The sequence below is a fragment of the Aeromonas sp. S13(2024) genome (assembly GCF_041402405.1).
Taxonomy (GTDB): Bacteria; Pseudomonadota; Gammaproteobacteria; order Enterobacterales; family Aeromonadaceae; genus Aeromonas; species Aeromonas veronii.
Window position 1 is genome coordinate 79,549 of the sequence record NZ_JBGLRA010000008.1, and the last position, 23,344, is coordinate 102,892.

Consider the following 23,344-nt stretch of genomic DNA (forward strand, 5'->3'; position numbering starts at 1 on the left):
GGATCTCATGCGCTATATCGATTTACGAAGTGACACCGTCACCCAGCCTACTGACGCCATGCGTCAAGCCATGCTCCACGCCGAAGTCGGTGACGATGTCTATGGTGAAGATCCGGGCGTCAACGCGCTGGAGGCCTTTGGGGCCAGATTGCTGGGCAAACAGGCGGCGCTGTTTGTGCCGTCCGGCACCATGTCCAATCTGTTGGCGGTGATGAGCCACTGTCAGCGCGGTGAGGGGGCCATCCTCGGCAACGCCGCTCACATCTATCGCTATGAAGCGCAGGGGAGTGCCGTGCTGGGCTCCGTAGCCCTGCAACCCTTGCCGATGCAGCGCGATGGCACGCTGGCATTCGATGATATCAAGGCTGCGCTGGCCCCTGATGATGCCCACTTCGTCCAGACTCGCTTGATCTGCCTTGAGAACACCCACAACGGCAAGGTGCTGCCGCTCTCCTATCTGCAGGAGATGGGGGCATTCGTTGCCGAGCGCGGCTTGAAGCTTCATCTCGATGGCGCCCGGCTCTTTAACGCCGCCGTGGCCAGCGAGACCCCGGTCGGGGTGATCGCTGCACCGTTTGACAGTATCTCGATTTGTCTCTCCAAGGGGTTGGGGGCACCGGTGGGTTCGCTGCTGGTGGGCAGCCACGATTTCATCGCCCGTGCGCGCCGCCTACGCAAGATGCTGGGGGGTGGCATGCGTCAGGCGGGGATTCTGGCGCAAGCCGGTCTGTTTGCCCTCGAGCAGCATGTGACCCGTCTGGCCGATGATCACCGCCGTGCCAAACGGCTGGCCGAAGGGTTGGCTGCACTGCCGGGCATCGAGCTCGACCTCTCGCTGGTGCAGAGCAACATGGTGTTCCTGCGGCTGCATGAGGGAGAATCGGCCCCTCTGCTCGCTTTTATGAAGGAGCGGGGGATCCTCTTCTCCGGTTACGGCGAGCTGCGGCTGGTGACCCATCTGCAAATCAACGATGACGATATTGAAGAGGTGATCGACGCCTTCACCGAGTATCTCGGAGCGCGTTGAGACGGCTGGTCAGGTAGAGGTTATACCAAGACCTGTTCATACCGAAATAACAGAGAGCGCTGCGGCGCCCTCTGTTATTTGCTGCAAGCTCAAGCCTGCCGCTGGCCGCTCATCAGCATGGCCTCATCGGTGGCATCGTAGATCATCACCGCGATGTGGGTCACCTGACCGCCGAAATCGGCCAGTGGCACCAGGGTCAGGTTCTGGAACATGTGGGGGGCCGAGCCGGTAATGGGGCGGTAGTTGGAGAAACGCAGCAGATAGGGCTTCTGCTCCCAGGTGCTGAAGGCGCGGTTGTTGAGTTTGAAGACCATGTTGGCCTTGCGTTCGAACCAGGCTCTGTCCACATCGGGGAAGAGCTCGAACAGTACGCCATCGCGCACGTCACTGGCCAGTCGGCCGCTGTGGCTCTCCATAAAGCCGTTCCACACCTGTACCTTGTACTCCTTGTCGAGCACAACCAAGCCTACGTCCAGGTTCTGGACTATGTTCATCAGCCAATGAAATTCACGGATTTCCATAGTCACTCCTAGAGCATGTGCATGATTTTGTTGTTCATGGTGGCGATGGAATCTTCGGTAAACAGCAGCAGCAGATCACACTGCACCGCGTAATCCTGGATCCGGTAGTTGATCTCGATGGCGAGCGTGCGGCGCCAGCGACTCTTGTTGGTGTTGATCAGCTCGTTGATGGGTCTGTGCTGGCCGAGCACCACAGGGTGCCCCTGACTGAAGGGGGTGTCGAGCTGGTTGGCGTAGCCGCGCAGGAAGGCGCCGATCAGCACGTTGGCGGTATCCATCAACAGCTCCAGTTCGGCGGTGCGATCCAGCGTCCCCTGATGGTTCATCAGCTTGGCCAAATCTTTGAAGCTGGAGTCATGGAACAGGATCAGCGCTTCACCGGCGATCCCAGCTCCGATAAACCCCTGACAGACGGCGGAGAGGGTATCTGAATCCGCAGCGGCCGAGAGGGCCATGTGCAGCTCGGAGACCTCCAGCACGTTGACGTTGGGGATAGGCAGTACCACGAAGGCGTTGAGCAGACGAGCCAGCAAGTCGGCTGCCTGACCCATGGAGACGTTGGCCAGCTCCTGATAGACATCGCGGATTTCGGGGGTGATCTTGACGCCTGCATCGGCTACCACGCCGCTTGTCAGCTGCTCGGGGGCGCTTGGTTGACCACTCGGGGCGGCACTCCAGAAATCATGCTTTTTGAGCAGGGCGAGCAGGGTTTCTGGGGCGGCGGGTTTCTTGATGAAATCGAGCGCCCCCAGCCCCATGACCCGTTGATAGGCCTCTGGCTGGATATCCCCGGAGACCACGATCACCTTGTTGCGCAGACCCTCCCGTTGGAGGGTCTCCAGCACGCCGTAACCGTCCATTTCCGGCATGGTCAGATCGAGGAAGATGAGATCGCCATGACCCATCAGCACCTGTTCGATCCCTTCGAGACCATTGGCTGCGTAGTGCAAATCGACTTTCCAGTCGGCCGGGAGCGCCCGCGCCAGCTGTTTGCGGGCGAACCCGGAGTCATCACATATCAATACATTCATGGCGTTAGGCAGGCTCTGTTGGCAAGGGATGCTATAAGTGTGGCCCGCTAACGGTCAGATGCAATGGGTGAGGCTATCACCTTGTGAAAATTGATTGTCCCATTGCCGATTGCGATAGCGTGCTGAGTATTTTTCAACAAATTCAACGAACATCTTAACACGCAACGGAGCGAACTGGTGCTGGCAACACAACATGTAGAAGGGTCGATTGCCGGTTTGCCAGTCGGTCAGTACCGGCACCAGCTGCTCGTCATGGAGGAAGCTGCTCAGATAGTGCAGCGGGGCATTGACGATCCCCAGATGACGCCGGGCTGCACGTACCGCGGCCTGTGTCTGGTTGACGGTCAGTTTGGCGATGCGTTTGATGCAGACGCTCTGGCCATCCTTGTCGGTCAGCTGCCAGTGCTGGTGAGGCCAGCAGTAGATGAGATCATGCTCTTCCAGCTGGTTGGGATGGGAGGGAGTGCCCTTCTTGGTCAAATAGAGTGGTGAGGCAAACAGGCCGTACTCGATATGGCCGAGACAGATCGCATTGGGCAGCGACTGGGGCAGCTCACCGTTGAAGAACACCAGATCCCGATCATTGTCGAACAGGTGCTGGTGATCATTGGTCTGGGTGATATCGAACTGTACCTCGGGATAGTGCAGCCCGAATTCGGCCAGCATATCGATGAGGATGGTGTTGGAGAGCGCGATCGGCGCAGCTATCCGAATAAGCCCGGTGATATCGGCCTCTTGACCCTGGATCTCGCTGGTGGCCTGCTCGATTTGTGCGAGTGGCGTGCAGAGACGTTCGTAGTATCTGAGGCCATCATCGGTAAGGCGGAGCTTGCGGGTAGAGCGATGTAGCAGGGAGCAACCCAGTTGCTCTTCCAGCTGGGAAATGCGTCGACTGATGGTGCCTGTTGGCATGCCCAGTGCGGCTGCAGCGTGGGAGAATCCTCCCTCTTGCACCACCTTGACGAACAGGTAGAACTCTTCGATGTGCTTCATAAACGCTGTTCTGGGTGTAACAAGGGGGCAACCATAAAAAGAGCGTTCCGGGTTGGCAAGGGTAATTCAGCGTTTAATTGATCTGGATTCGATTTCTGTTGATACCAGTTATCCACCCGCCCGTCATCTCAGTTTCCCCGAGCTGGTGATTATTTCGGCACGATGCCAAATGGTACTGCGGCAGTGATGTTTGCCATATTTCCTGATTTGTTCCGCTATAACCGCGGGCGAAGGCCGATATTGCAATCTGATGGCAGGAATCTGGGTTGCTCTGCGTACTCAGCCGGGGTGGTTTGCCATCCACAGCCAATGTGATGCAGATCATATATTCGGGTTTTGCTCATTGCCTGTTGAAAAATGAATTTGGGGTATATCAATTCCGCCTTAGTGAACTATTTTTGTCCGTTTTGGCGTTTTTTTGGCTGTTTATCCATCCGCTTGGTTAATTAATGGAAGCTTTGTGACAGAGAGTGATGACTATTTCCACCATTGATTTAAATGTTAATAACAAATTTATCGCAGCAAATATGCAATTGCTCTTTCAAGGTCTCGAGTGGATAGCTCTTAGTGCTTGTTTTTACTGGGGAAAAAAGTTAAAAATCGACTATATGATTTGCCTGGATTAACAGGGTCCTTGGCTGAGTCCTTTGTAGTATTGCCGTACAGGCTGCCCTGTTGTTGATATCTGAAATAGTTTTGTCCGCTCTTGGCTATGTGAAAAGGGATAATGGCCGAGAGGTATTTGCACCTTGCATTCTGCAGCTAGCGGTTTGCCAGATCTGTTTTCCGGTTAACCAGTGACCATCCAGCATGAATGACCTTGACCAGATGAATACGCTTGACGAACGGTTACTGAAGACGATGGATGTTCTGCATACCCCGATCTGGGTTTATGACATCGAGCATCACCATATTTTCTGGGCAAACAGCGCCGCGCTCTCCGTGTGGGAGGCGACGTCACTCGACGAACTCTGCTCCCGCGACTTCTCTGCCGATATGGCAACCGCCATCGATCTGCTGCTGCAGCGCTATCTGGGTGATTTTCAGCAGGGGCGCAGTTACAACGAGTGGTGGACCCTCTCCCCAAAGGGGGTCAAGAAGCAGATCTATCTGCGCCTCTCCGGTATTCAACTGGCTGGCCGGCTGATGATGATGACCGAAGCGGTGCTCGACTCCGATACCCTCTATCAGGAGTCCTCGCTGGCAACCGGCGATACCCTGGCCTGCCTGTTCGATAGCCACGGCGTGTTCGAGAGTGGCAACTATCACTTCGAAATGTGTTTCGGCCACCAGATCGCCAAGCTCTCCCAGGTTTTCTCCGGCAATGATGACAGTTTCTACCAGAAGCTCTCCCGTCTCGATGAAGTGGTGACCGAGGGGGAGTGCCGTACCCTCAAGGGGATGCGCTGGTTCCAGTATCAGTTCCGCTATATCCAGCAGGGGGCCCGCATTCTGCTCACCATGCGGGATATTACCGATCGCAAACTCGAAGAGCTGGAGCATCGCCACCTCGCCTGGCACGACTCCCTGACCGGCCTGCTCAATCGGTATGGCTTGATGAAATCCCTCGAGGCCTATTGCGGGCTGGGGGAGCGTTTCGCGCTGGTGTTCATGGATCTGGACAACTTCAAGCTGGTCAACGACAACTACGGCCACAAGGCGGGAGATCGCCTGCTGGAGCGGGTCGCCGGTCGCCTCAAACAGATTTGCCCGCGGGATGTGGAGCTGGCTCGCCTCGGTGGCGATGAATTCACAGCACTGGTGCCGCTGGGCAATCAGGGGGATCGGGCGCAAGAGGTGGCCGATCAGATGCTCTCCCAGATGACCAAGCCGCTGCAACTGAGCGGGCTGCCGGAGGTGACCATCGGTGGCAGTATCGGTATCGCCATCTATCCCGATGATGCGGATGACGGGGACAACCTCATCACCCGTGCCGACATGGCTATGTATCAGGCCAAGCAGATGGGGCGGTTGCGCTGGCAGCGTTTCACCCCCAGCATGCAGCAGACCCTGCAGCGCAAGCTCAATCTCAAACAGTTTCTGGCCAAGGCCATCGGCCGCCAGGAGCTGAGCCTCTGTTACCAGCCGCAGGTCGATGCCGCCAAACGGCGTCTGATCGGTTACGAGGCGCTGCTGCGCTGGTACAACCCGGTGCTCGGCCATGTCTCGCCGGTAGAATTTATCCCGCTGGCCGAAGAGATGGGGCTGATCCGCGAGATCGGCAGCTGGGTGCTCTCCACCGCGCTGGCACAGGTCGCCAGCTGGCAGAAGCGCTTCCATCAGCGGGTGCCGGTCTCCGTCAACCTCTCCGGTTTCCAGCTCTCGTCGGCGCTGCCCGGGCAAGTTCGCCAGCAGCTGGAGCTGCACGGGGTGGATGCCTCCCTGTTGACGCTGGAGCTGACCGAAACCGTGCTGATGCTCGATATGAAGGGGTGCCTCGGCATTCTCGATGATTTGAGCGAGCAGGGGATCAAGATTGCCATCGATGATTTCGGTACCGGCTACTCCTCGCTGGCCTATCTCAACCGGTTGCCGATCAACAACATCAAGCTGGATCGCTCCTTCGTGGTCGGTCTCAACTTGCCGGTGATCCGGGCGACTGCGGCCATGGCTACCAATCTGGGGTTGGGGATCATGGCGGAAGGGGTGGAGGAGCCTCACGAGCTGGCCGCACTGCAGACCCAGGGGTGCCATGTGTTCCAGGGATATCTGTTCAGCAAGCCGCTGACAGTGGCGCAAGTCGAGGCGAGCGGTTTTGTGGTGGAGTGCCAGGTCGGGCGTTATCCACTGCTAGATGCCGTGATGGCAGAGTAACAAGTGTGCGTTAGGCCACAACTTGGGATTTTATTCCGCAATATTTAATCAAAATTAATCATTCTTTTGCGATCGGTCATGAGACGGATTGACTGGAATTGCTAGCATGCGACCTCGTTTCTAGGGAAAGGAGTATCGCAATAATGAGTCATGCTGCTGTCAATGACCGTCCGGCCAGCCCTCCCAAAGGTTGGCTGAACCGTTTCCTCAATGGCGTCGAGAAAGCCGGGAACAAATTACCCGACCCCGCCATGCTGTTCCTCTACGCCTTGCTGATCGTCTGGGTCGGCTCCTGGGTGTTGTCACAATTCCAGTTTGATCTGGTCAACCCCCGTACCGGGGAGGCGGTAGTGGTCAACAACCTGCTGACCGGTGCCGGTCTGGCCGAGTTTCTCTCCACCATGGTGACCACCTTTACCGGCTTTGCCCCGCTCGGGATCGTGCTGGTGGCCATGCTCGGGGTCGGGGTGGCCGAGCAGTCCGGTTTTATCAATACCGGTCTGAAAAAGTTGCTGAAAGTGACGCCTGCACGTTTTCTCACTCCCATGCTGATCCTTGTAGCGATCGTCAGCCACACCGCCGCAGATGCGGGTTATGTGCTGGTGATCCCCATCGGTGGCATCATCTTCCACGCTGCCGGACGCCATCCGCTGGCGGGGATCGCAGCTGCCTTTGCCGGTGTCTCCGGCGGTTTTGCCGCCAACTTCCTGCCCTCCGGCGGGGATGCGCTGCTGCAGGGTTTTACCCAGTCCGCCGCTCAGTTGCTCGATCCTGACTACATGGTCAACACCCTGTGCAACATCATCTTTACCGGTGCCTCTTCGTTGCTGATCATCTGCGTCGGCTGGTTCGTCACCGAAAAGGTGGTGGAGCCGCGCCTCAAGCATGTGGCGCTCAACGAGGATCTGGAGAGTGCCGACGAGATGGGGCGCTACAGCGCGCAAGAGAGCCGGGCCTTCAACTGGGCCGGGTTTGCCATGCTGGCGGCTATCGTGCTGCTGGCGCTGGCGCTCTCCCCGAGCGATTCACCGCTGCGTGCTGCCGATGGCTCCCTGACCACCTTCGCCGCGCCGGTGATGAAGTCCATAGTGCCGCTCATCTTCCTGCTCTTTATCCTGCCTGGGATTGTCTACGGCTTTGTCGCAGGTAGCTTCAAGAGTGGCAAGGATGTGATCGATGCCATGTCGGCCACCATGAACAAGATGGGCTCCTACATGGTGATGGCCTTCTTCTGCGCGCTCTTTATCAAGGCGTTTGGTGACTCCAACCTGGGCACCCTGCTGGCCCTCTCCGGTGCCGAAGTGCTCCATGCGCTGGCGCTGCCCGGTGAAGTGACCATCGTCGGGATGATCCTGCTCACCGCCACCGTCAATCTGGTAGTCGGCTCGGCCTCCGCCAAGTGGGCGCTGATCAGCCCGATCCTGGTACCCATGCTGATGGCGGTGGGGATCTCCCCCGAGCTGACCCAGGCGGCCTATCGGGTCGGGGATTCTGCTTCCAACATCATCACCCCGCTGATGGTCTTCTTCCCGCTGGTGGTGGTCTATTGCCAGCAGTATGTGAAGAGCACCGGGATCGGTACCCTGGTCTCCATGATGCTGCCCTACTCGCTGGCCTTCCTGGTGAGCTGGACGATTTTCCTGCTGCTCTACTGGGCGCTCGGCTTCCCGCTCGGGTTGCAAGCCCCTTACGTCTATCCGGCCCCTTAAGCTGGGTGTGCGAGGGAGCCTTGGGCTCCCTCGTTTTTTTCGCTATGGTGTTACCTCATTTTGGAGGTGCCATGAATCAGACCATCGATCTTATCCTTTCCCATCGCTCCATTCGTCAGTTCACTGCCGAGCCGATCGCCCCGCAGCAGCTGGATGCCATTCTCTCCGCCGCCCAGTCCGCCTCGACCTCGAGCTTTTTGCAGGTGACCAGTATTGTGCGAGTCTGCGAGCCCGAGGCGCGTCAGCAGTTGGCCATGCTGGCGGGCAATCAACCCTATGTGGTGCAGGCGGCCGAGTTTCTGGTGTTCTGCGCCGATTACCACCGCCACACCCAGATCGTGCCCGAGGCCCAGACCGGCTATGCGGAGCAGTTGCTGATCGGAGCCATCGACGGCGCCCTGATGGCGCAAAACGCCTTGCTGGCGGCGCAGTCGCTGGGGCTGGGCGGGGTCTATATCGGCGGCATTCGCAACCATCCGGCCGAGGTGAGCGAACTGCTCGGCTTGCCCCATCAGGTGATCCCGCTGTTTGGCCTCTGCCTTGGTCATCCTGCCCAGCAGCCGGAACAGAAACCCCGTCTGCCCAGGGGATTGGTGGTGCATCAGGAGCGCTACCAGCACGAGTTGGATCGCGACCTGCTGGCCCAGTACGATCAGCAGATCGCGGACTACTATCAGGCTCGCAGCAGCAACAACAAACAGCAGACCTGGAGCGGCCAGATCCGCGCCATTCTGGGCAAGGAGTCCCGCCCTTTCATGCTGGGCTTCCTGCAATCGCGGGGCTTTAACCTCAAGTAATGGCGCTGATGGGCGATACTATGGGGAGGTGACCGTCATGGTCATCATCCCCTGATCCTGCAATCTCTCCCTGAGACCGGGGGCACAGCTTGGTGACAAATCGTGGGCAAGGGGGGATCTGCAGGCTACCTTAAGTGGGTAAGCTGTTGTAGGATCACGCAATTGGATAGGAACAGGGGTTTGGACATCCTATGATTTTAACTTTGGTATTGCTGTCTATTGGCGCACTCCTGTTTTTGGTTATCGCCTATAACGTGGTGCAGCAATATAAGCAGAAGGCAGAGGCGGACAAGCGTCACGCCGTTGCCAGACACAAGACGGTGGCTGACGAGACCGAAGAGGTGTTGCTGAACGTCAATCTGGTGCCTTTCTCCAAGAACATGGTGTTGCTGTTGCAGCACCGGATCCTCGATGCCTATCGCGCCATCGCCCAGGTGATGCCGAACAATCAGATCAAGCAGCGCATCGTTGATGTACAGACCCAGATCAAGAATGTGCAGGAGAACTACAGCGTGCAGGATGAGGGTCAGTTCAAGACCCCGGAGTCCGATCGTCAGGCGATCCAGATGCTGCAGCTGGTCAAGAAGATGCGGGCCGTGCTGCGGGTCGAGCACAACAAGGGCAAGATTGACCCTCAGGGGTTTGCCCAGGAAGAGCGCCGCCTCGAGCTGATGCAGCTCAAGATCAACATCTCCAATCTGGTCAAGCGGGCGATGGATGCCCGCATTCAGGGCCAATATGGTACATGCCGCCAGCTCTATACCAAGGGACTCTCTGCCATGGCGAGCGTGGGCGACAAGGATCCCTATCTGCTGGCCCGTGAAGAAGATATGCGTCAGGGGCTCAAGGAGCTTGAAGAGCTGCAGCAGCAAAATAGCGCGCAGGATCTGCAAAACATCAAGGACAAGGAAGCCGACGAGCTCGATGTCCTGTTTCAACCCAAGAAGAAATGGTAAGCATGTCCCACCCACTCGATTCCACACTGGGGCCAATGGCCCCATTTGTTTCTCAGCTGTTGGCCGAACTGGCCGCCACTGGCGTCACCATTTCCCGGCCAACGGTCGATCACCTCTGTTATCGGGCGGCTACCCTGCAGGAGTACCGCGCGCGATGTGCTGTGCTGGCTGAGGCAGGTACCTTGCTGGTGGAGGGTATGATTGGCGGGCGCCCTATTGCGACTTATCAGTTGCATCAGCCGCTGTTGGCTGGTGAGGTACAGGTACCCTGTATCGAGCTGGCTGCACCGAAACCGGGTCGCGTCCATCAGGCGGGGCTGGAACATATCGAGCTGGTGGTCACTTCACTGCAAGATCTGGTAGCGCGCTATCCCGAGCTGCCATTCAAAACGGGCAACATGCAGGATATCCGCAACCCCGATATTGGCCTGATGTTGCCTTCCGGACAGATCAAGTTTCATCTGCGCTCGCTGGCTGAGGTGATCGCCGAAGAGGTGGTGACCGGTGCTGTGGTCGCGGTGCCTGCGGATTATTTCGAGCAGGAGTGATCCTGCGCTCAATGTGCGGGCCTGACAGGCTCTTGAATAACGCAGCAAAAGGGGTCACCGGTGTGACCCCTTTTGTTATCTGGCGGTGCTGGGTTGCGAGAGCGCCATCTGCTCGTTGGTGACCCTGTTTGCGCTGAGCCTGTTACCGGTGTCGGTGGGGGTGCTGGGCGGGCAGTGGCGATTGGCTTCGCTGCTTGAGACGGCCGAGCCAGAGGCTCAAGCCCGCCGTCAGGATGAGGACCAGTTCAATTCCCATGACCAGACCGCCCAGCTCGCCTTGCTCCCAGAACGGGTGCAGGTAAAGTCCACCCAGACTCGCCCCCAGATAGTAGGCCACCAGATAGAGGGAGGAGGCGAGGGCCCGGTTGTGTTCGACATGATGACCGACCCAGGCACTGGCGCAGGCGTGTGCCAGGAAAAAGCCGAAGCTGGAGATCAGCAAGCCACTCAGGATCCCGAGTAGGCTAGCTTGCAGCAGCCACAGACTGCCGATGGCCATCAGCGCGATCCCGACCAGCAGCATGCGTTGTGCCCCCCAGCGATTGGCAAAGCGACCGCTCAGAGAGGAGGCCACCGTTCCCGAGAGATAGGTGAGAAACAGCATGCCGAGCCACTGGGTGGGCAGGGAGAAGGGGGGCTTGGCCAGCAAGAAGGTGAGGTAGCTGAACTGGTTCAGAAACACCATAAAGTTGAGGCCGCCAATCAGATAGGCCCCTACCAGCAAGGGATTGGTCAGGTGTTGTTGCAAGGCGCGAGCAAATTGGCCGCGAACGGGGGCGCTCGCCACAAAGCGGGTCTGATGGGGCAGCAGCCAGAAGACCAGCGGCAGCAGTGACAGGCTGATCACACCAATCCCCAGAAAGGTATGCTGCCAGTCGCCAAACCAGCCCGCCAACAGACCGCCGACCACCCGACCGGCAATGCCACCGAGGGAGTTGGCGGCAATATAGACCCCCACCGCCGAGAGGAGCGCCCGTTTGCTGAACTCTTCCCCCATATAGGCAATCGCGGTCGCGGGCAGCCCTGCCAGCAGCGCGCCCTGCAGGATGCGTAGCAGCAGCAGGGTGCCAAACTGCTCAACCATCGGGATCAACAGTGAGAGCAGGATCGCCAGGGTGAGGGTACCCAGCATGACCTGCCGACGGCCATGGCGATCCGCCAGTCTGGCGCAGATCAGCAGTGAGGCGGCGAGGCCAGCAGTGCATCCTGCCAGGGTCCAGCTGGCCGAGAGGGAGTTGACCGAGAAGACCTCGGCAATCAGGGGTAACAGGGGATGGGTCTGGTAGAGGTTCAGAAACACCAGAAAAGAGCCCAGGCTGAGGGCCAGGGTTGCACGTATCCACTCGCGACTTCCAACTTCAATCATTGCGTATTGTCCTGACTACTTTTGGTCAGGGTAGAGTCCTTGCGGTTATAAATATAATATATTTAAGTTATCCATCTCATAATATGAATTGATACATGGATCTGAAACAGCTCACCTATCTGCTGGCGGTCAGGGATGCCGGCTCATTTACCAAGGCAGCCAACAGTCTGCATGTGGCACAGCCGGCCATCAGCATGGCCATCGCCAAGCTGGAGCAGCAGCTCGAATTGCGGCTGTTTGATCGACAGGACCGGGCGGTACGGCTCACCCCGGAGGGAGAGGTGCTCTGTCGCCATGCCGAGCGCTTGTTGCTGCAGATGCATCAGGCCGAGGCCGAGATGGCCGAGCTCAAGGGGCTGGAGCGGGGGGAAGTGCGGATCGGGATCCCCTACATGATGGGCTCCTACTATTTCCCCCCTCGTCTGATGGCCTTCAAGCATCGCTATCCCGGCCTCAAGATCCGGGTCGAAGAGGCCGGCACCCGTGAGCTGCTCAGCCGGATGGTGGATGGCTCCCTCGATCTGGCCATTCTCATCACCAGTGATCTCCCCCCCGCCATCGAGGGGGCACATCTGCTGAGCGAAGAGATGTTGATGGTGGTGGGGGACGATCACCCCTTGCGAGGCAAACCGGCCGTCACCCTCTCGCAGTTTTTCGCTCAGGAGCTGGCGCTGTTTCGCCGTGGTTTTTACCACCGGGAGCATATGGAGGCGCTGGCCCAGAGCCTGGGCGTTGAACCCGATATCGCCTTCGAGAGCAATCTTATCCCTCTGCTCAAGGCGGTGGTGCGGCAAGGCTTTGCGGTGACCACCTTCTTGCGGATGGTGCTGGAAGAGGAGCCGGATCTGAGTGGCGTGCCCTTCGACCCACCCATCTACCTCGACCTCTGTGTGGCGTGGCGGCGTGGTGATCCGCTCTCCATGGCCAACCGTGCCTTGCGCGATTTCCTACTCAAGGATCGCCCGGCCTGATGGCGGCGGGTCATTGCTGAAAGTTTGTTACTATTAACGGTGGGTTCGCTTGAGGGCTACACCATGAAATTGCAGCAATTGCGCTATATCGTCGAGGTGGCGAACCACAGGCTGAATCTGTCGGCCACCGCCGAGAGCCTCTTTACCTCCCAGCCCGGGATCAGCAAACAGGTGCGGATGCTGGAGGATGAGCTGGGGATCCAGATCTTCGAGCGCAGCGGCAAACACCTGACCCAGATCACCCCCATAGGTCGGGACGTGATCAAAGTGGCCGCGGAGGTGCTGGACAAGGTGGCCACCATCAAGGTGATGGCCAGGCAGCATGTGCATCCGGAGCAGGGAACCCTCACCATTGCCGCCACTCATCTGCAAGCTCGCTATATTTTGCCCACCATCCTCAAGGGTTTTATGGCCCGCTTCCCCAAAGTTGCCGTAACTGTGATGCAGGGGAGTGCGGTGCAGTGCCGCGTAGCCGTGCATGATGGCGCTGCCGAGCTGCTGCTGGCGGATGAACCGGAGGAGGGGAGCGATCTGCTCATGCTCCCCTCTTTTCAGTGGCAACGGGGCTTGGTGCTGCCCAAGGATCATCCGTTGGCCAAAGCAACCTCGCTGACCCCGGCCGAACTGGTGGAGTTTGCGCTGGTGACTGACGGAAGGGCTCTCTCTGCTGCACATGGCACTGATTGCGCTCATGCCGAGAGCCGGATCGCCTGCTGTGCGAGCGACAGCGATGTGCTCAAGACCTATGTCAGACAAGGGATGGGCATCGGGGTGATGGCAACTTTTGCTTGGGAGCCCCAGCGCGATGGCGATCTGGTGCTCAAAACGGCGCCCTGGCTACCAGGCGGTGTGGCCACTATCGGGTTGCGCAGAGGGGCATTTTTATGCGGCTATCTCTACGATCTGATTGAACGTCTCGCGCCGCAATTGACCCGCGAGCGGGTCGAACAATACTGTGCTGCCCGCACTGGCGAAGAGCTTGAAGAACTGTTGGCCAATCTGACCGTGCCACTTAGATAGCTTGGGTTGATGTGTGGTCATCCCAAGAAAAACGCCTCCCAATGGGAGGCGTTTGACTATCTGGCATTCGTCAATGCAGGCTCACTTCTTCAGCATATGATCCAGCTTGTTGGCCTTGGTCGACAGATAGAACTCGTTGTGGGGATTGCGTCCTTCCTGCAACGGAACCCGTTCGGCCACCGGAATACCGAAGGATTCCATGGCTTTCATCTTGCGCGGGTTGTTGGTCATCAGTTTGAGAGACTTGACCTCAAGCTGCTTGAGCATATCGGCGCAGATGGTGTAGTCGCGCATATCGGCGGCGAAACCAAGGGCTACGTTGGCCTCCACGGTATCGGCCCCCTGATCCTGCAGGTGATAGGCGCGGATCTTGTTGAGCAAGCCGATGCCACGGCCCTCTTGACGCACATACAGCAACACGCCACGACCGGCTTTGGCGATATTTTCCATGGCCGCCTGCAACTGGAAACCGCAGTCACAACGCAGGCTGAACAGGGCGTCGCCGGTCAGGCACTCTGAGTGGATCCGGCCCAGCACGGGCTCTTCACCGGTAATGTCGCCCATCACCAGTGCGGCGTGATCTTTGCCTGTGCCGGTTTCCTGAAAACCTACCAGCGTGAAGGTGCCCCAGGGGGTTGGCAATTTGGATTTGGCCACGAGGGTAACGCTGCTCATAGGTTGCTCCTTACTACTAACGGCTCAAAAAAGGGGGCCAGTTTAGCGCGCCTTGTCAGGAACGACCATAAGAACAAGTCCCTGCATTGCTTAATGAAATCTCCAAATGAGATACAAGCACAGCTGTCCGGCGGGGTTTTGGCCCTTTGTGCGGATTGATGACTGCCAGGCTCACCACATTCGGGTATAATCGGCGCCCATTAACCCACCCCTTCGGGATGGGAGCAACACAGTGCAGGAGAGAAGTTATGCCTCAGATGGCCCCCGTAATGACAATTGATGGCCCCAGTGGTGCAGGTAAAGGCACCTTGTGTCAGCTGCTTGCTGAGAAGCTGGGTTGGCACTTGCTGGACTCGGGCGCCATCTATCGGGTGTTGTCCCTGGCCGCCCTGCATCACGATGTAGAGCTGGACAGTGAAGCCTCACTGGTGCCGCTGGCTGCCAATCTGGATGTGCAATTTCAGGTTGAGGGCGATCTGGTCAAGGTAATCCTGGAAGGGGAAGATGTCTCCCGCACCATCCGCACCGAAGAAGTGGGTAATGCTGCCAGTAAAATCGCCGCCTTCCCCCGGGTGCGCGAAGCCTTGCTGCGCCGTCAGCGTGCATTTCGTCAGGCCCCGGGTCTGATCGCCGATGGTCGTGACATGGGTACAGTTGTTTTCCCCGAGGCCGAGGTGAAGATTTTCCTCGACGCCAGTGCCGAAGAACGGGCCCAGCGTCGCTATAAGCAGTTGCAAGATAAGGGCTTTGATGTTAACTTTGAGCGTCTTTTAACCGAGATTCGGGAACGTGACGATCGCGACAGAAATCGCGCTACTGCACCCCTGAAACCGGCAGAAGATGCTCTGGTGGTAGACTCTACCGCCATGACCATAGATGAAGTGCTGGCAACAGTACTCGCTTATGCAGAGCAACAACTTGGTGATGCCAGCGCAAGCTGACATCCGGTCGTCTGCACCAAGGATGGCGCAGATTATTTAAAACAGCCCCGCTTGTGCCGGATTGCAAGTGGATGTTTCATTTGTGACATAAACAATGATCGAATCTTTTGCTCAACTCTTTGAAGAGTCCCTGAACGCCGTTGAAACCCGTCAAGGTTCCATCGTCAAGGGTACTGTCGTTGCTATCGAGAACGGTTTCGTACTGGTTGACGCCGGTCTGAAATCCGAGTCCGCTATCCCGGCTGAAGAATTCAAGAACGCCATGGGCGAGCTGGAAATCAACGTCGGCGACACCGTTGACGTGGCTCTGGACTCTATCGAAGATGGTTTCGGCGAAACCAAGCTGTCCCGCGAAAAAGCCAAGCGCCACGAAGCCTGGCTGCAGCTTGAGAAGGCTTACGAAGAGCAAGCTACCGTTATCGGTATCATCAACGGCAAGGTCAAGGGTGGTTTCACCGTTGAACTGAACGGCATCCGTGCCTTCCTGCCGGGTTCTCTGGTTGACGTGCGTCCGATCCGTGACACCGCTCACCTGGAAAACAAAGAACTCGAGTTCAAAGTCATCAAGCTGGACCAGAAGCGCAACAACGTTGTTGTTTCCCGTCGTGCCGTGATCGAGACCGAGAACACCTCCGAGCGCGAAAGCCTGCTGGCTAACCTGCAAGAAGGTCAAGAAGTTAAGGGTATCGTCAAGAACCTGACCGACTACGGTGCATTCGTAGATCTGGGCGGTGTTGACGGCCTGCTGCACATCACCGACATGGCGTGGAAGCGCGTTAAGCATCCTTCCGAAATCGTCAACGTTGGCGACGAGATCGCTGTCAAGGTTCTGAAGTTCGACCGCGAGCGTACCCGTGTATCCCTGGGTCTGAAGCAGCTGGGCGAAGATCCCTGGGTTGCTATCGCCAAGCGTTACCCGGAGACCACCCGTCTGTCTGGCCGCGTGACCAACCTGACCGACTACGGCTGCTTCGTTGAAATCGAAGAAGGCGTTGAAGGCCTGGTACACGTATCCGAGATGGATTGGACCAACAAGAACATCCACCCGTCCAAAGTTGTTAACGTTGGCGACGTGGTTGACGTGATGGTTCTGGACATCGACGAAGAGCGTCGTCGTATCTCCCTGGGTCTGAAGCAGTGCAAATCCAACCCGTGGCAGCTGTTTGCCGAAACTCACGCCAAAGGCGACCGTGTTTCCGGCAAGATCAAGTCCATCACTGACTTCGGTATCTTCATCGGTCTGGATGGCGGCATCGACGGCCTGGTTCACCTGTCTGACATCTCCTGGAACAACCAGGGCGAAGAAGCTGTGCGTGAATTCAAGAAAGGCGACGAGATCGAAGCCGTTGTTCTGCAAGTGGATCCGGAGCGTGAGCGCATCTCCCTGGGTGTCAAGCAGATCGAAGAAGACCCGTTCAACAAGTACCTGGCTGACAACAAGAAAGGTGCTATCGTGAAGGGTAAGGTTACCGAGGTTGATGCCAAAGGTGCCGTTATCGAACTGGCTGACGGCGTAGAAGGCTACCTGCGTGCCTCCGACGCTGCTCGTGACCGCGTAGAAGACGCCACTCTGGTGCTGTCTGTTGGTGACGAAGTTGAAGCTAAATTCATGGGCGTTGATCGTAAGAACCGCACCGTAAGCCTGTCTGTCCGTGCTAAGGACGAGGCTGATGAGCGTGTTGCTATCGATAACCTGAACCAGCAAGAAGAAGTTGTGTTCAGCAATGCTATGATGGAAGCGTTCAAAGCCGCCAAGGGTGAGTAATCCTTGATGCAAGAAAAGGGCGGCATTGCGCCGCCCTTTTTTATCCTGGCAAAATGAATATTGCATGTGATCGGGGAAGGAGATTTAACGTTATGACCAAATCAGATCTCATCGAACAACTGGCAGCCAGCCGCATGCATATGCCGGCCAAGGATGTCGAAGCCGCCATCAAGGAGATCCTTGAGCAGATGGCGTCGACCTTGCAAAACGGCGACCGGATTGAAATCCGCGGATTTGGCAGTTTTTCACTGCACTATCGTGCGCCCCGTGTGGGCCGCAACCCCAAGACTGGGGACAAGGTTGAACTGACCGGGAAATATGTCCCGCACTTCAAACCTGGCAAAGAGTTGCGCGAGCGCGTCAACATCATTGAATAATGCAGAAATGGGCATACCTCGGGTATGCCTTTTTTCTTTTTAGCGCAGATTCCTGTGCCAATCGTCTTGTTTCTTAAACTCTTTTCCCATTCACTCTAGAGTCTGCCTGCGATTTTAAGGATAATCAGCCTCTCATTAGATACTGACAGGGAGCTCTTATGAAGCGTATTTTGGCCCTCATTCCGCTGGTGCTGGTGTTTGTTCTGACCCTGGCGCTGGGCTCACAAAATGGCCAGCTGGTTCAGTTCAATTACCTGATCGCTCAGGGGGAGTTTTCGCTTGCCATGCTGTTGGGCTTCTTCTTCGCTGGCGGTTTTTTGCTGGGCTGGCTGGTATTCGGCCTGCTGTTCCTGCGCCTGAAAATGCAAAACCGCACCCTCAACCGCACCATGCGTCGTCAATCCCGCGAGTTGGAGCTGGCCCGGTCACCGGGTAAGGAATAATGTTCCTCAATGCTTGAACTGCTTTTCCTGCTGTTGCCCATCGCCGCCGGTTATGGCTGGTACATGGGTCGCAGGAGTGTTCGCCAGGACACCCAAAAACAGAGTAACCAGTTTTCCCGCCAGTATGTGGCGGGCCTCAACTATTTGCTGTCCGATGAATCCGACAAGGCGGTGGATCTCTTTATCCAACTGCTTGAGGTAGACAGTGAAACCATCGAAACACACCTCTCCCTCGGCAACCTGTTTCGCCAGCGTGGGGAGGTCGATCGTGCCATCAAGATCCACCAGAACCTGGTAACCCGCCAACTGACCCGGGAGCAGCGACAGCTTGCCCTGCAGGAGCTGGCGCGCGACTTTTTGGCTGCCGGTCTGCTCGACCGTGCTGAAGCGCTCTGGAATGAGCTGTGTGATGACAGCGACTATGAAGAGACGGCGCTGGCACAGCTGTTGATCATCCATCAGCAGTTGCGGGACTGGGATAAGGCCATCGATGTGGCGGTTCGTCTGCAAAAATTCCAGGGCAAGAAGCTGGCCGACCCCATCTCCCATTTCTATTGCGAACAAGCCGATATCGCGTTGCGTGAGGGCAATAAAGGGGAGGGGCTGGCCAAGCTCAAACGGGCGCTCAGTATCAATCCGGCATGTGCCCGGGCCAGTTTGCGCCTCGCTGAGCTCGCCATGGCAGAGGGGGAGTATGAGCAGGCCAGCAAGGAGCTGCTGCGGGTGTTCGAGCAGGATATCGACTTTGCCTCCGAGGCAATGCCCAAATTGCTCGAGTGCTATCAGCAGTTGGGGCGCACGCCTGCGTTGATCCCACTGCTTGAGAAGGCAGTGGAAGATCACGCCGGTGTCAGCGTGACCCTGGCCCTTGCCAAGCTGGTTGAAGAGCGTGATGGCCTGAGTCAGGCCCGTTCGCTGGTGCTGCGTCAGCTGCGTCGTCATCCGTCGATGAAAGGTTTTTACCAGTTGGTGGGTTTTCAACTGGCCAGTGCGGAGGAGGGGCCTGCCAAGGAGAGCCTCGAGCTTCTGCAACAGCTGGTCGGCGAGCAGATCAAAATCAAGTCAACCCACAAGTGTCGGCAGTGCGGCTTTGCCACTCACTCGCTGTTCTGGCAGTGCCCGTCTTGTCGCCATTGGGGTTCCATCAAGCCGATCCGTGGTCTGGACGGTGAATAACAAGCAATAGGATGTGAGATGCAAGATCCCAAAGTACTGGTAGCGCTGGATTATCAGCACGAGGCAGATGCCTTAGCGTTCGTTGAACGTATCTCTCCGGCCCAGTGCCGTCTCAAGGTAGGCAAGGAGATGTTTACCCTGTTTGGCCCGCAGTTTGTACGCCAGCTGGTGGCCAAGGGATTCGATGTCTTTCTGGATCTGAAGTTTCACGATATTCCCAATACCGTTGCCAAAGCCGTGGCAGCCAGTGCCGAGCTCGGTGTCTGGATGGTCAACGTGCATGCCAGTGGTGGTGAGCGGATGATGCGTGCCGCCAAAGAGGCGCTACTGCCTTATGGCGACAAGGCCCCCCTGCTTATCGGCGTGACCGTGCTGACCAGTATGGAGCAGTCCGACATGATCCCTCTTGGTCTGGATGTAAGCCCCGCCGAGCAGGTGATCCGGCTGGCTACCTTGACCAAAACATCCGGTCTGGATGGGGTGGTCTGCTCTGCCAACGAGGCCCATGAGTTGAAAGCCTTGCTGGGCGAAGATTTCAAGCTGGTGACCCCGGGTATTCGCCCGACCGGTTCAGCGGCCGGGGATCAGCGCCGGGTGATGACACCGAAAGCGGCGGTCGAGGCGGGGGCCGATTATCTGGTTATCGGTCGCCCCATTACGCAGGCTGCCGATCCGGCCGCCATGCTGGCCAGCATCAATGCCGAGCTGGCTGGTGCGTAACAGGCTCACTCAGTGATACGCGGTGCAGGCCGAGCAACAGGCCTGCACCGGCCCCGATAAGATGAGAGCCGATGTGTACCCTGGCATTGATCAGGGTGGAGATCGGACTCTCTCCTGCGTTGTAGAAGTCCATCGCCAGCTTGAGCCCCATCCCTGCCAACAGTAGCCAGCCCGACGTGCGGCGTCCGTGGCGGATATCCTGCATTGCCCCCCAGACAAACAGACCATGCAGCGAGCCGGATAGTCCCATGTACCACTGGGTCTGCGGGCACCACCACCAGATCCCCAAGCCCACTGCCAGCCAGAGCAGCAACATCAGCAGCGGCAGGCGAGCCCCACCCAGATAGTCGCGAAACAGGCTATAGAGGATGGCGAGGCCGCCCAGATTGAGCAGCAGGTGCCACAGATTGGTATGAGCCAGATTGCCTGTTATGATCCGCCACCCTTCGCCCCCGGCGATCAAGGGCCGATCGAAGGAGAGCTGAAGATTGGGAACGGTAAAGAAGAGTAGCAAGCTGGTGAGAGAGAGCGTGATAACCCAGAGCAATCCAGATTTGTCTGACAACATGAAACAGTCCAACGACAAGAACAGTCGATACTGTACACGTTGCACCCGAGCCCTCAAAGCCTGCCTGTGCGATTATATTGTGCCGGTTGACAATCACACGCCCCTCTACATCTTGCAGCACCCCAACGAGGTGGCACATCCCAAGGGGACTGCGGCGCTGCTGGCGGCCTCTTTGCAACAGTGCGAGATCCATGTGGGGGAGGACTTTTCCCGCGATGAGTGGCTCAATGTGCTGCTGGCTGACCAATCCCGTCGTTATTATTTGCTCTGGCCGGATGAGGATGCCATTTCGCTGACCGATCTTCGCCAGCAGTGGGAGAGTGAATCCTCTGGCTCCGCATCAGTCGCCTTTATCTTGCTTGACGGCACCTGGCGCAAAGCCTATCGCATGTTGCAGAGCAACCCGGCACTGGCCCGCTTGCCCCGCATCGGCATTGGTGCCATTGCCGGTCAATATGCCATTCGCAAGAAACCCTTTCCCGATGCCCTCTCTACCATAGAGGCGGGCTATCACCTCTTGTCCCGGTGGGAGGGGAGGCCGGAGCGCTATACGCCCTTGCTGACCCTGTTCAATCGGTTGAATACCCAGTGGCAGGACTTTGCCGAAGGCCGCCGCGCGTGACAATTCAAGGAGTTATCAAGATGAAAAAAGCAGTCGTGGTTTTCAGCGGCGGTCAGGACAGCACTACTTGTCTGGTGCAGGCATTGGCCCGGTATGATGAAGTGCACGCCATCACCTTTGACTATGGCCAGCGCCATCGGGAAGAGATAGACACCGCGCGTCGTCTGGGCAGTGCTCTGGGGATCGCCGCCCACAAGGTGATGGATGTGACGCTGCTCAATGAGCTGGCGGTCTCTGCCCTGACCCGTGACGACATCCCGGTCAGCTGCGAGCTGCAGGATAATGGCCTGCCCAACACCTTCGTGCCGGGTCGCAATATCCTGTTCCTGACCCTGGCTTCCATCTATGCCTATCAGGTGGGCGCCGAAGCGGTGATCACCGGTGTCTGCGAGACCGACTTCTCCGGCTATCCCGATTGCCGTGACGAGTTCGTCAAGGCCCTCAATCAGGCGGTGTCGCTGGGGTTGGATCGCGGCATCCGTTTTGAAACTCCCTTGATGTGGCTCGACAAGGCCGAGACTTGGGCACTGGCGGATCACTATGGTCACCTCGACACGGTGCGCCAGCAGACCCTGACCTGCTACAACGGCATTGCCGGTGACGGCTGCGGCACGTGTCCTGCGTGTGAACTGCGCAGTCGCGGTCTGAACAACTATCTGGCCGACAAGGCGGGCATCATGGCCAGACTGTTTGAGAAAACCGGGCTGGGCGAGAAAAGCGCAGAGTGAGCCTGCGTCTTGCCGTGGCTTGGGGTATAATCCGCGACTTTTGCAACAAGCCGTGATCGAGATGCACTACCCAATCAACGAGATTTTCCAGACCATCCAGGGGGAGGGCATCTTTACCGGCCTGCCCGCCATCTTTGTTCGCCTGCAGGGTTGCCCGGTGGGCTGCCCCTGGTGCGATACCCGTCATACCTGGGTTGTTGATCCGGCTCGTGAAGTGGGCAAGGCGGCGGTGCTGGATCGCTCCAACGAATCCGATTGTTGGAGCCAACTTAGCACCGCGCAGATTATCAAGAGCTTTGACGATCTGGGTTATCAGGCGCGCCATGTGGTGATCACCGGTGGGGAACCCTGCCTCTACGATCTGCACGAACTCTCGTCAGCCCTGCTGGCGGCGGGTTATCAGGTGCAGATTGAAACCAGTGGCACCAGCGAGATCAAGACTCATGAGCAGACCTGGGTAACAGTCTCCCCCAAGATCGGTATGAAAGGGGGGCTGCCTGTGCTGGTCTCGGCGCTGGAGCGGGCCAACGAGATCAAGCATCCGGTGGCCACCGAGCACCATATTGAAGAGCTGGATGCGCTACTGGCGACCGCAACTCTGCGCCCGGGCGTGGTCATTGCCTTGCAGCCGATCAGCCAGAAACCACGGGCCACCCAATTGGCGATGGATACCTGTATCGCGCGTAACTGGCGACTCTCAATCCAGACTCATAAATATCTGGATATTGATTAATATGGATTGGCTATCCGACGAACAGGTGCTGCTGACTCTGACCAACAAGATGCCTTACGGTAAATATCAGGGGCGGCGTATCATCGATATTCCAGAGCCCTATCTGGTGTGGATGGCGCGCAGCGGTTTTCCGGCGGGTAAATTGGGCCAGACGCTGGCGTTGGCTTACGAAATCAAACTCAATGGACTCGAATCCATGATTATTCCCATTATTAACAGGATGTCGGTATGAGAATATATACGAGGCAGGGCGACAAGGGCATGACCCGGCTGGCCGATGGTATCCAGTTGCCCAAGGATCATTTGCGGGTCGAGACCTACGGTTATATCGATGAGCTCAACTCCCATATTGGCTTGCTGATTTGTGACGTCCCGTCGCAAGAGCTCTGCTTATTGGCTGATTTACAGCTGTTGCAACAGGAGTTGTTTGATCTGGGGGGGGAGTTGGCATTCTCCAGTGACGCCCAGAATGAATCGATTTGGCAGGTTAATGCCGCTTGGACAACTCGCCTTGAACAGCAGATAGATCGTTATAGTGAGCCATTGCCGCCGCTGCGCCAATTTATATTGCCCGGTGGTTCCCGTGCCGCGGCGCAAGCGCATGTGGTGCGTACTCTGGTGCGTCATTGCGAGCGCTTGCTGCTGACATTGAGCCGGGAAGAGCGGGTCAATCCCGAGGTGCTGCCCTATCTGAACCGGATGAGTGACTGGTTCTTTACCGTTGCCCGCTATCTCATCTGTGTGGCAGGAGATCGTGAAGTGCTGTGGGTCAAGGCAGCAGATCGCCCGCAATCGGCTATCTGATATGTCACATTTAAGCGGCAATAAAAAACCTCGCCTTGG

General features: G+C 57.6%; 25 protein-coding genes. 19 read left to right on the forward strand and 6 right to left on the reverse strand.

The window, feature by feature from the left end:
* Positions 1–7: 7 nt before the first annotated feature.
* The gene (gene ltaE, locus ACB042_RS12430) at positions 8–1,027 is read left to right on the forward strand and encodes a low-specificity L-threonine aldolase (protein WP_144713573.1); all 1,020 of its coding nucleotides are present in this window, start codon (positions 8–10) and stop codon (positions 1,025–1,027) included.
* Between the two features lie 89 nt (positions 1,028–1,116).
* Here the strand turns inward: ltaE and ACB042_RS12435 are convergent, their stop codons facing one another.
* From ACB042_RS12435 to ACB042_RS12445, 3 genes are read right to left on the reverse strand one after another with little or no spacing between them, the layout of a single operon-like run.
* Complete coding sequence (locus ACB042_RS12435; RefSeq protein WP_005337175.1) at positions 1,117–1,548, reverse strand: PAS domain-containing protein; 432 nt, start codon at positions 1,546–1,548, stop codon at positions 1,117–1,119.
* An 8-nt stretch (positions 1,549–1,556) separates the two neighbouring features.
* Positions 1,557–2,579 carry a response regulator gene (locus tag ACB042_RS12440; protein ID WP_111901339.1) on the reverse strand — a complete coding sequence of 341 codons (1,023 nt, stop codon included), beginning with the start codon at positions 2,577–2,579 and terminating at the stop codon, positions 1,557–1,559.
* 54 nt (positions 2,580–2,633) lie between these two features.
* The gene (locus ACB042_RS12445) at positions 2,634–3,572 is read right to left on the reverse strand and encodes a LysR family transcriptional regulator (RefSeq protein WP_139494208.1); all 939 of its coding nucleotides are present in this window, start codon (positions 3,570–3,572) and stop codon (positions 2,634–2,636) included.
* An 861-nt stretch (positions 3,573–4,433) separates the two neighbouring features.
* Between ACB042_RS12445 and ACB042_RS12450 the strand changes: the two genes are divergently transcribed.
* From ACB042_RS12450 to ACB042_RS12470, 5 genes are all read left to right on the forward strand, one after another.
* Positions 4,434–6,386 (forward strand): bifunctional diguanylate cyclase/phosphodiesterase, encoded by a 1,953-nt coding sequence (locus tag ACB042_RS12450; RefSeq protein ID WP_013723827.1) that lies wholly within the window; start codon positions 4,434–4,436, stop codon positions 6,384–6,386.
* 143 nt (positions 6,387–6,529) lie between these two features.
* Entirely contained in the window at positions 6,530–8,095 is a 1,566-nt protein-coding gene (locus tag ACB042_RS12455; RefSeq protein WP_040069319.1) for an AbgT family transporter, read from the forward strand.
* A 71-nt stretch (positions 8,096–8,166) separates the two neighbouring features.
* Positions 8,167–8,892, forward strand: a complete 726-nt coding sequence (gene nfsA, locus ACB042_RS12460) for an oxygen-insensitive NADPH nitroreductase (protein WP_103251767.1) — start codon at positions 8,167–8,169, stop codon at positions 8,890–8,892.
* A 191-nt stretch (positions 8,893–9,083) separates the two neighbouring features.
* A complete protein-coding gene (locus ACB042_RS12465; protein ID WP_005337161.1) occupies positions 9,084–9,848 on the forward strand; it encodes a hypothetical protein in 765 nt (254 codons plus the stop codon).
* On the forward strand, positions 9,842–10,396 hold the full coding sequence (locus ACB042_RS12470; protein WP_198303949.1) for a VOC family protein: 555 nt from the start codon (positions 9,842–9,844) through the stop codon (positions 10,394–10,396). Before ACB042_RS12465 ends, ACB042_RS12470 begins: the two co-directional genes overlap by 7 nt.
* A gap of 142 nt (positions 10,397–10,538) precedes the next feature.
* Here the strand turns inward: ACB042_RS12470 and ACB042_RS12475 are convergent, their stop codons facing one another.
* The gene (locus tag ACB042_RS12475) at positions 10,539–11,762 is read right to left on the reverse strand and encodes an MFS transporter (protein WP_371178501.1); all 1,224 of its coding nucleotides are present in this window, start codon (positions 11,760–11,762) and stop codon (positions 10,539–10,541) included.
* A 95-nt stretch (positions 11,763–11,857) separates the two neighbouring features.
* Between ACB042_RS12475 and ACB042_RS12480 the strand changes: the two genes are divergently transcribed.
* Entirely contained in the window at positions 11,858–12,733 is an 876-nt protein-coding gene (locus ACB042_RS12480; protein ID WP_144713565.1) for a LysR family transcriptional regulator, read from the forward strand.
* A 63-nt stretch (positions 12,734–12,796) separates the two neighbouring features.
* The gene (locus ACB042_RS12485; RefSeq protein ID WP_144713563.1) at positions 12,797–13,753 is read left to right on the forward strand and encodes a LysR substrate-binding domain-containing protein; all 957 of its coding nucleotides are present in this window, start codon (positions 12,797–12,799) and stop codon (positions 13,751–13,753) included.
* Positions 13,754–13,834: 81 nt separating this feature from the next.
* Here ACB042_RS12485 and ribA read toward each other — a convergent pair whose 3' ends face one another.
* Positions 13,835–14,428 (reverse strand): GTP cyclohydrolase II, encoded by a 594-nt coding sequence (ribA, locus tag ACB042_RS12490; protein WP_005337152.1) that lies wholly within the window; start codon positions 14,426–14,428, stop codon positions 13,835–13,837.
* Between the two features lie 248 nt (positions 14,429–14,676).
* Here ribA and cmk point away from each other — a divergent pair, with 248 nt between their 5' ends.
* The 6 genes from cmk (at position 14,677) to pyrF (ending at position 19,850) form a co-directional block, all read left to right on the forward strand.
* Positions 14,677–15,369, forward strand: a complete 693-nt coding sequence (cmk, locus tag ACB042_RS12495) for a (d)CMP kinase (RefSeq protein ID WP_019444698.1) — start codon at positions 14,677–14,679, stop codon at positions 15,367–15,369.
* Positions 15,370–15,463: 94 nt separating this feature from the next.
* Entirely contained in the window at positions 15,464–17,134 is a 1,671-nt protein-coding gene (gene rpsA / locus ACB042_RS12500) for a 30S ribosomal protein S1 (protein WP_005337148.1), read from the forward strand.
* A gap of 92 nt (positions 17,135–17,226) precedes the next feature.
* Positions 17,227–17,511 carry an integration host factor subunit beta gene (gene ihfB, locus ACB042_RS12505; RefSeq protein ID WP_005299934.1) on the forward strand — a complete coding sequence of 95 codons (285 nt, stop codon included), beginning with the start codon at positions 17,227–17,229 and terminating at the stop codon, positions 17,509–17,511.
* A gap of 158 nt (positions 17,512–17,669) precedes the next feature.
* Positions 17,670–17,954, forward strand: coding sequence for a LapA family protein (locus ACB042_RS12510; RefSeq protein WP_005337143.1), 285 nt, complete (start codon positions 17,670–17,672; stop codon positions 17,952–17,954).
* 9 nt (positions 17,955–17,963) lie between these two features.
* Positions 17,964–19,130, forward strand: a complete 1,167-nt coding sequence (gene lapB, locus ACB042_RS12515; protein ID WP_371178502.1) for a lipopolysaccharide assembly protein LapB — start codon at positions 17,964–17,966, stop codon at positions 19,128–19,130.
* A gap of 18 nt (positions 19,131–19,148) precedes the next feature.
* Entirely contained in the window at positions 19,149–19,850 is a 702-nt protein-coding gene (gene pyrF / locus ACB042_RS12520) for an orotidine-5'-phosphate decarboxylase (protein WP_202002294.1), read from the forward strand.
* Here pyrF and rrtA read toward each other — a convergent pair.
* The gene (gene rrtA / locus ACB042_RS12525; protein ID WP_074042643.1) at positions 19,825–20,418 is read right to left on the reverse strand and encodes a rhombosortase; all 594 of its coding nucleotides are present in this window, start codon (positions 20,416–20,418) and stop codon (positions 19,825–19,827) included. The two genes, pyrF and rrtA, sit on opposite strands and share 26 nt — an antisense overlap.
* Between rrtA and ACB042_RS12530 the strand changes: the two genes are divergently transcribed.
* The 5 genes from ACB042_RS12530 to ACB042_RS12550 all read left to right on the forward strand — a co-directional run bounded on the left by ACB042_RS12530 (position 20,417) and on the right by ACB042_RS12550 (position 23,305).
* Positions 20,417–21,040, forward strand: a complete 624-nt coding sequence (locus ACB042_RS12530; RefSeq protein ID WP_139734161.1) for a tRNA-uridine aminocarboxypropyltransferase — start codon at positions 20,417–20,419, stop codon at positions 21,038–21,040. The genes rrtA and ACB042_RS12530 overlap by 2 nt on opposite strands.
* 20 nt (positions 21,041–21,060) lie before the next feature.
* On the forward strand, positions 21,061–21,768 hold the full coding sequence (gene queC, locus ACB042_RS12535) for a 7-cyano-7-deazaguanine synthase QueC (RefSeq protein WP_005359893.1): 708 nt from the start codon (positions 21,061–21,063) through the stop codon (positions 21,766–21,768).
* Between the two features lie 61 nt (positions 21,769–21,829).
* Entirely contained in the window at positions 21,830–22,501 is a 672-nt protein-coding gene (gene queE / locus ACB042_RS12540; protein ID WP_371178503.1) for a 7-carboxy-7-deazaguanine synthase QueE, read from the forward strand.
* A 1-nt stretch (position 22,502) separates the two neighbouring features.
* On the forward strand, positions 22,503–22,733 hold the full coding sequence (locus ACB042_RS12545; RefSeq protein WP_005337126.1) for a DUF3820 family protein: 231 nt from the start codon (positions 22,503–22,505) through the stop codon (positions 22,731–22,733).
* Positions 22,730–23,305, forward strand: coding sequence for a cob(I)yrinic acid a,c-diamide adenosyltransferase (locus tag ACB042_RS12550; RefSeq protein ID WP_026034843.1), 576 nt, complete (start codon positions 22,730–22,732; stop codon positions 23,303–23,305). The genes ACB042_RS12545 and ACB042_RS12550 overlap by 4 nt, the downstream gene beginning before the upstream one ends.
* The last annotated feature ends 39 nt before the right edge of the window (positions 23,306–23,344 follow it).

Coding starts and splice junctions, on each gene's coding strand:
- ACB042_RS12485 (WP_144713563.1), top strand. CDS start 12,797: ATGAAATTGCAGCAATTGCGCTATATCGTCGAGGTGGCGAACCACAGG.
- rrtA (WP_074042643.1), bottom strand. CDS start 20,418: ATGTTGTCAGACAAATCTGGATTGCTCTGGGTTATCACGCTCTCTCTC.
- ACB042_RS12470 (WP_198303949.1), top strand. CDS start 9,842: ATGGTAAGCATGTCCCACCCACTCGATTCCACACTGGGGCCAATGGCC.
- ACB042_RS12475 (WP_371178501.1), bottom strand. CDS start 11,762: ATGATTGAAGTTGGAAGTCGCGAGTGGATACGTGCAACCCTGGCCCTC.
- ACB042_RS12530 (WP_139734161.1), top strand. CDS start 20,417: ATGAAACAGTCCAACGACAAGAACAGTCGATACTGTACACGTTGCACC.
- pyrF (WP_202002294.1), top strand. CDS start 19,149: ATGCAAGATCCCAAAGTACTGGTAGCGCTGGATTATCAGCACGAGGCA.
- ACB042_RS12435 (WP_005337175.1), bottom strand. CDS start 1,548: ATGGAAATCCGTGAATTTCATTGGCTGATGAACATAGTCCAGAACCTG.
- queC (WP_005359893.1), top strand. CDS start 21,061: ATGAAAAAAGCAGTCGTGGTTTTCAGCGGCGGTCAGGACAGCACTACT.
- ACB042_RS12480 (WP_144713565.1), top strand. CDS start 11,858: ATGGATCTGAAACAGCTCACCTATCTGCTGGCGGTCAGGGATGCCGGC.
- ihfB (WP_005299934.1), top strand. CDS start 17,227: ATGACCAAATCAGATCTCATCGAACAACTGGCAGCCAGCCGCATGCAT.
- cmk (WP_019444698.1), top strand. CDS start 14,677: ATGCCTCAGATGGCCCCCGTAATGACAATTGATGGCCCCAGTGGTGCA.
- ACB042_RS12510 (WP_005337143.1), top strand. CDS start 17,670: ATGAAGCGTATTTTGGCCCTCATTCCGCTGGTGCTGGTGTTTGTTCTG.
- ribA (WP_005337152.1), bottom strand. CDS start 14,428: ATGAGCAGCGTTACCCTCGTGGCCAAATCCAAATTGCCAACCCCCTGG.
- ACB042_RS12465 (WP_005337161.1), top strand. CDS start 9,084: ATGATTTTAACTTTGGTATTGCTGTCTATTGGCGCACTCCTGTTTTTG.
- rpsA (WP_005337148.1), top strand. CDS start 15,464: ATGATCGAATCTTTTGCTCAACTCTTTGAAGAGTCCCTGAACGCCGTT.
- ACB042_RS12550 (WP_026034843.1), top strand. CDS start 22,730: ATGAGAATATATACGAGGCAGGGCGACAAGGGCATGACCCGGCTGGCC.
- nfsA (WP_103251767.1), top strand. CDS start 8,167: ATGAATCAGACCATCGATCTTATCCTTTCCCATCGCTCCATTCGTCAG.
- ltaE (WP_144713573.1), top strand. CDS start 8: ATGCGCTATATCGATTTACGAAGTGACACCGTCACCCAGCCTACTGAC.
- queE (WP_371178503.1), top strand. CDS start 21,830: ATGCACTACCCAATCAACGAGATTTTCCAGACCATCCAGGGGGAGGGC.
- ACB042_RS12445 (WP_139494208.1), bottom strand. CDS start 3,572: ATGAAGCACATCGAAGAGTTCTACCTGTTCGTCAAGGTGGTGCAAGAG.
- ACB042_RS12455 (WP_040069319.1), top strand. CDS start 6,530: ATGAGTCATGCTGCTGTCAATGACCGTCCGGCCAGCCCTCCCAAAGGT.
- lapB (WP_371178502.1), top strand. CDS start 17,964: ATGCTTGAACTGCTTTTCCTGCTGTTGCCCATCGCCGCCGGTTATGGC.
- ACB042_RS12440 (WP_111901339.1), bottom strand. CDS start 2,579: ATGAATGTATTGATATGTGATGACTCCGGGTTCGCCCGCAAACAGCTG.
- ACB042_RS12450 (WP_013723827.1), top strand. CDS start 4,434: ATGGATGTTCTGCATACCCCGATCTGGGTTTATGACATCGAGCATCAC.
- ACB042_RS12545 (WP_005337126.1), top strand. CDS start 22,503: ATGGATTGGCTATCCGACGAACAGGTGCTGCTGACTCTGACCAACAAG.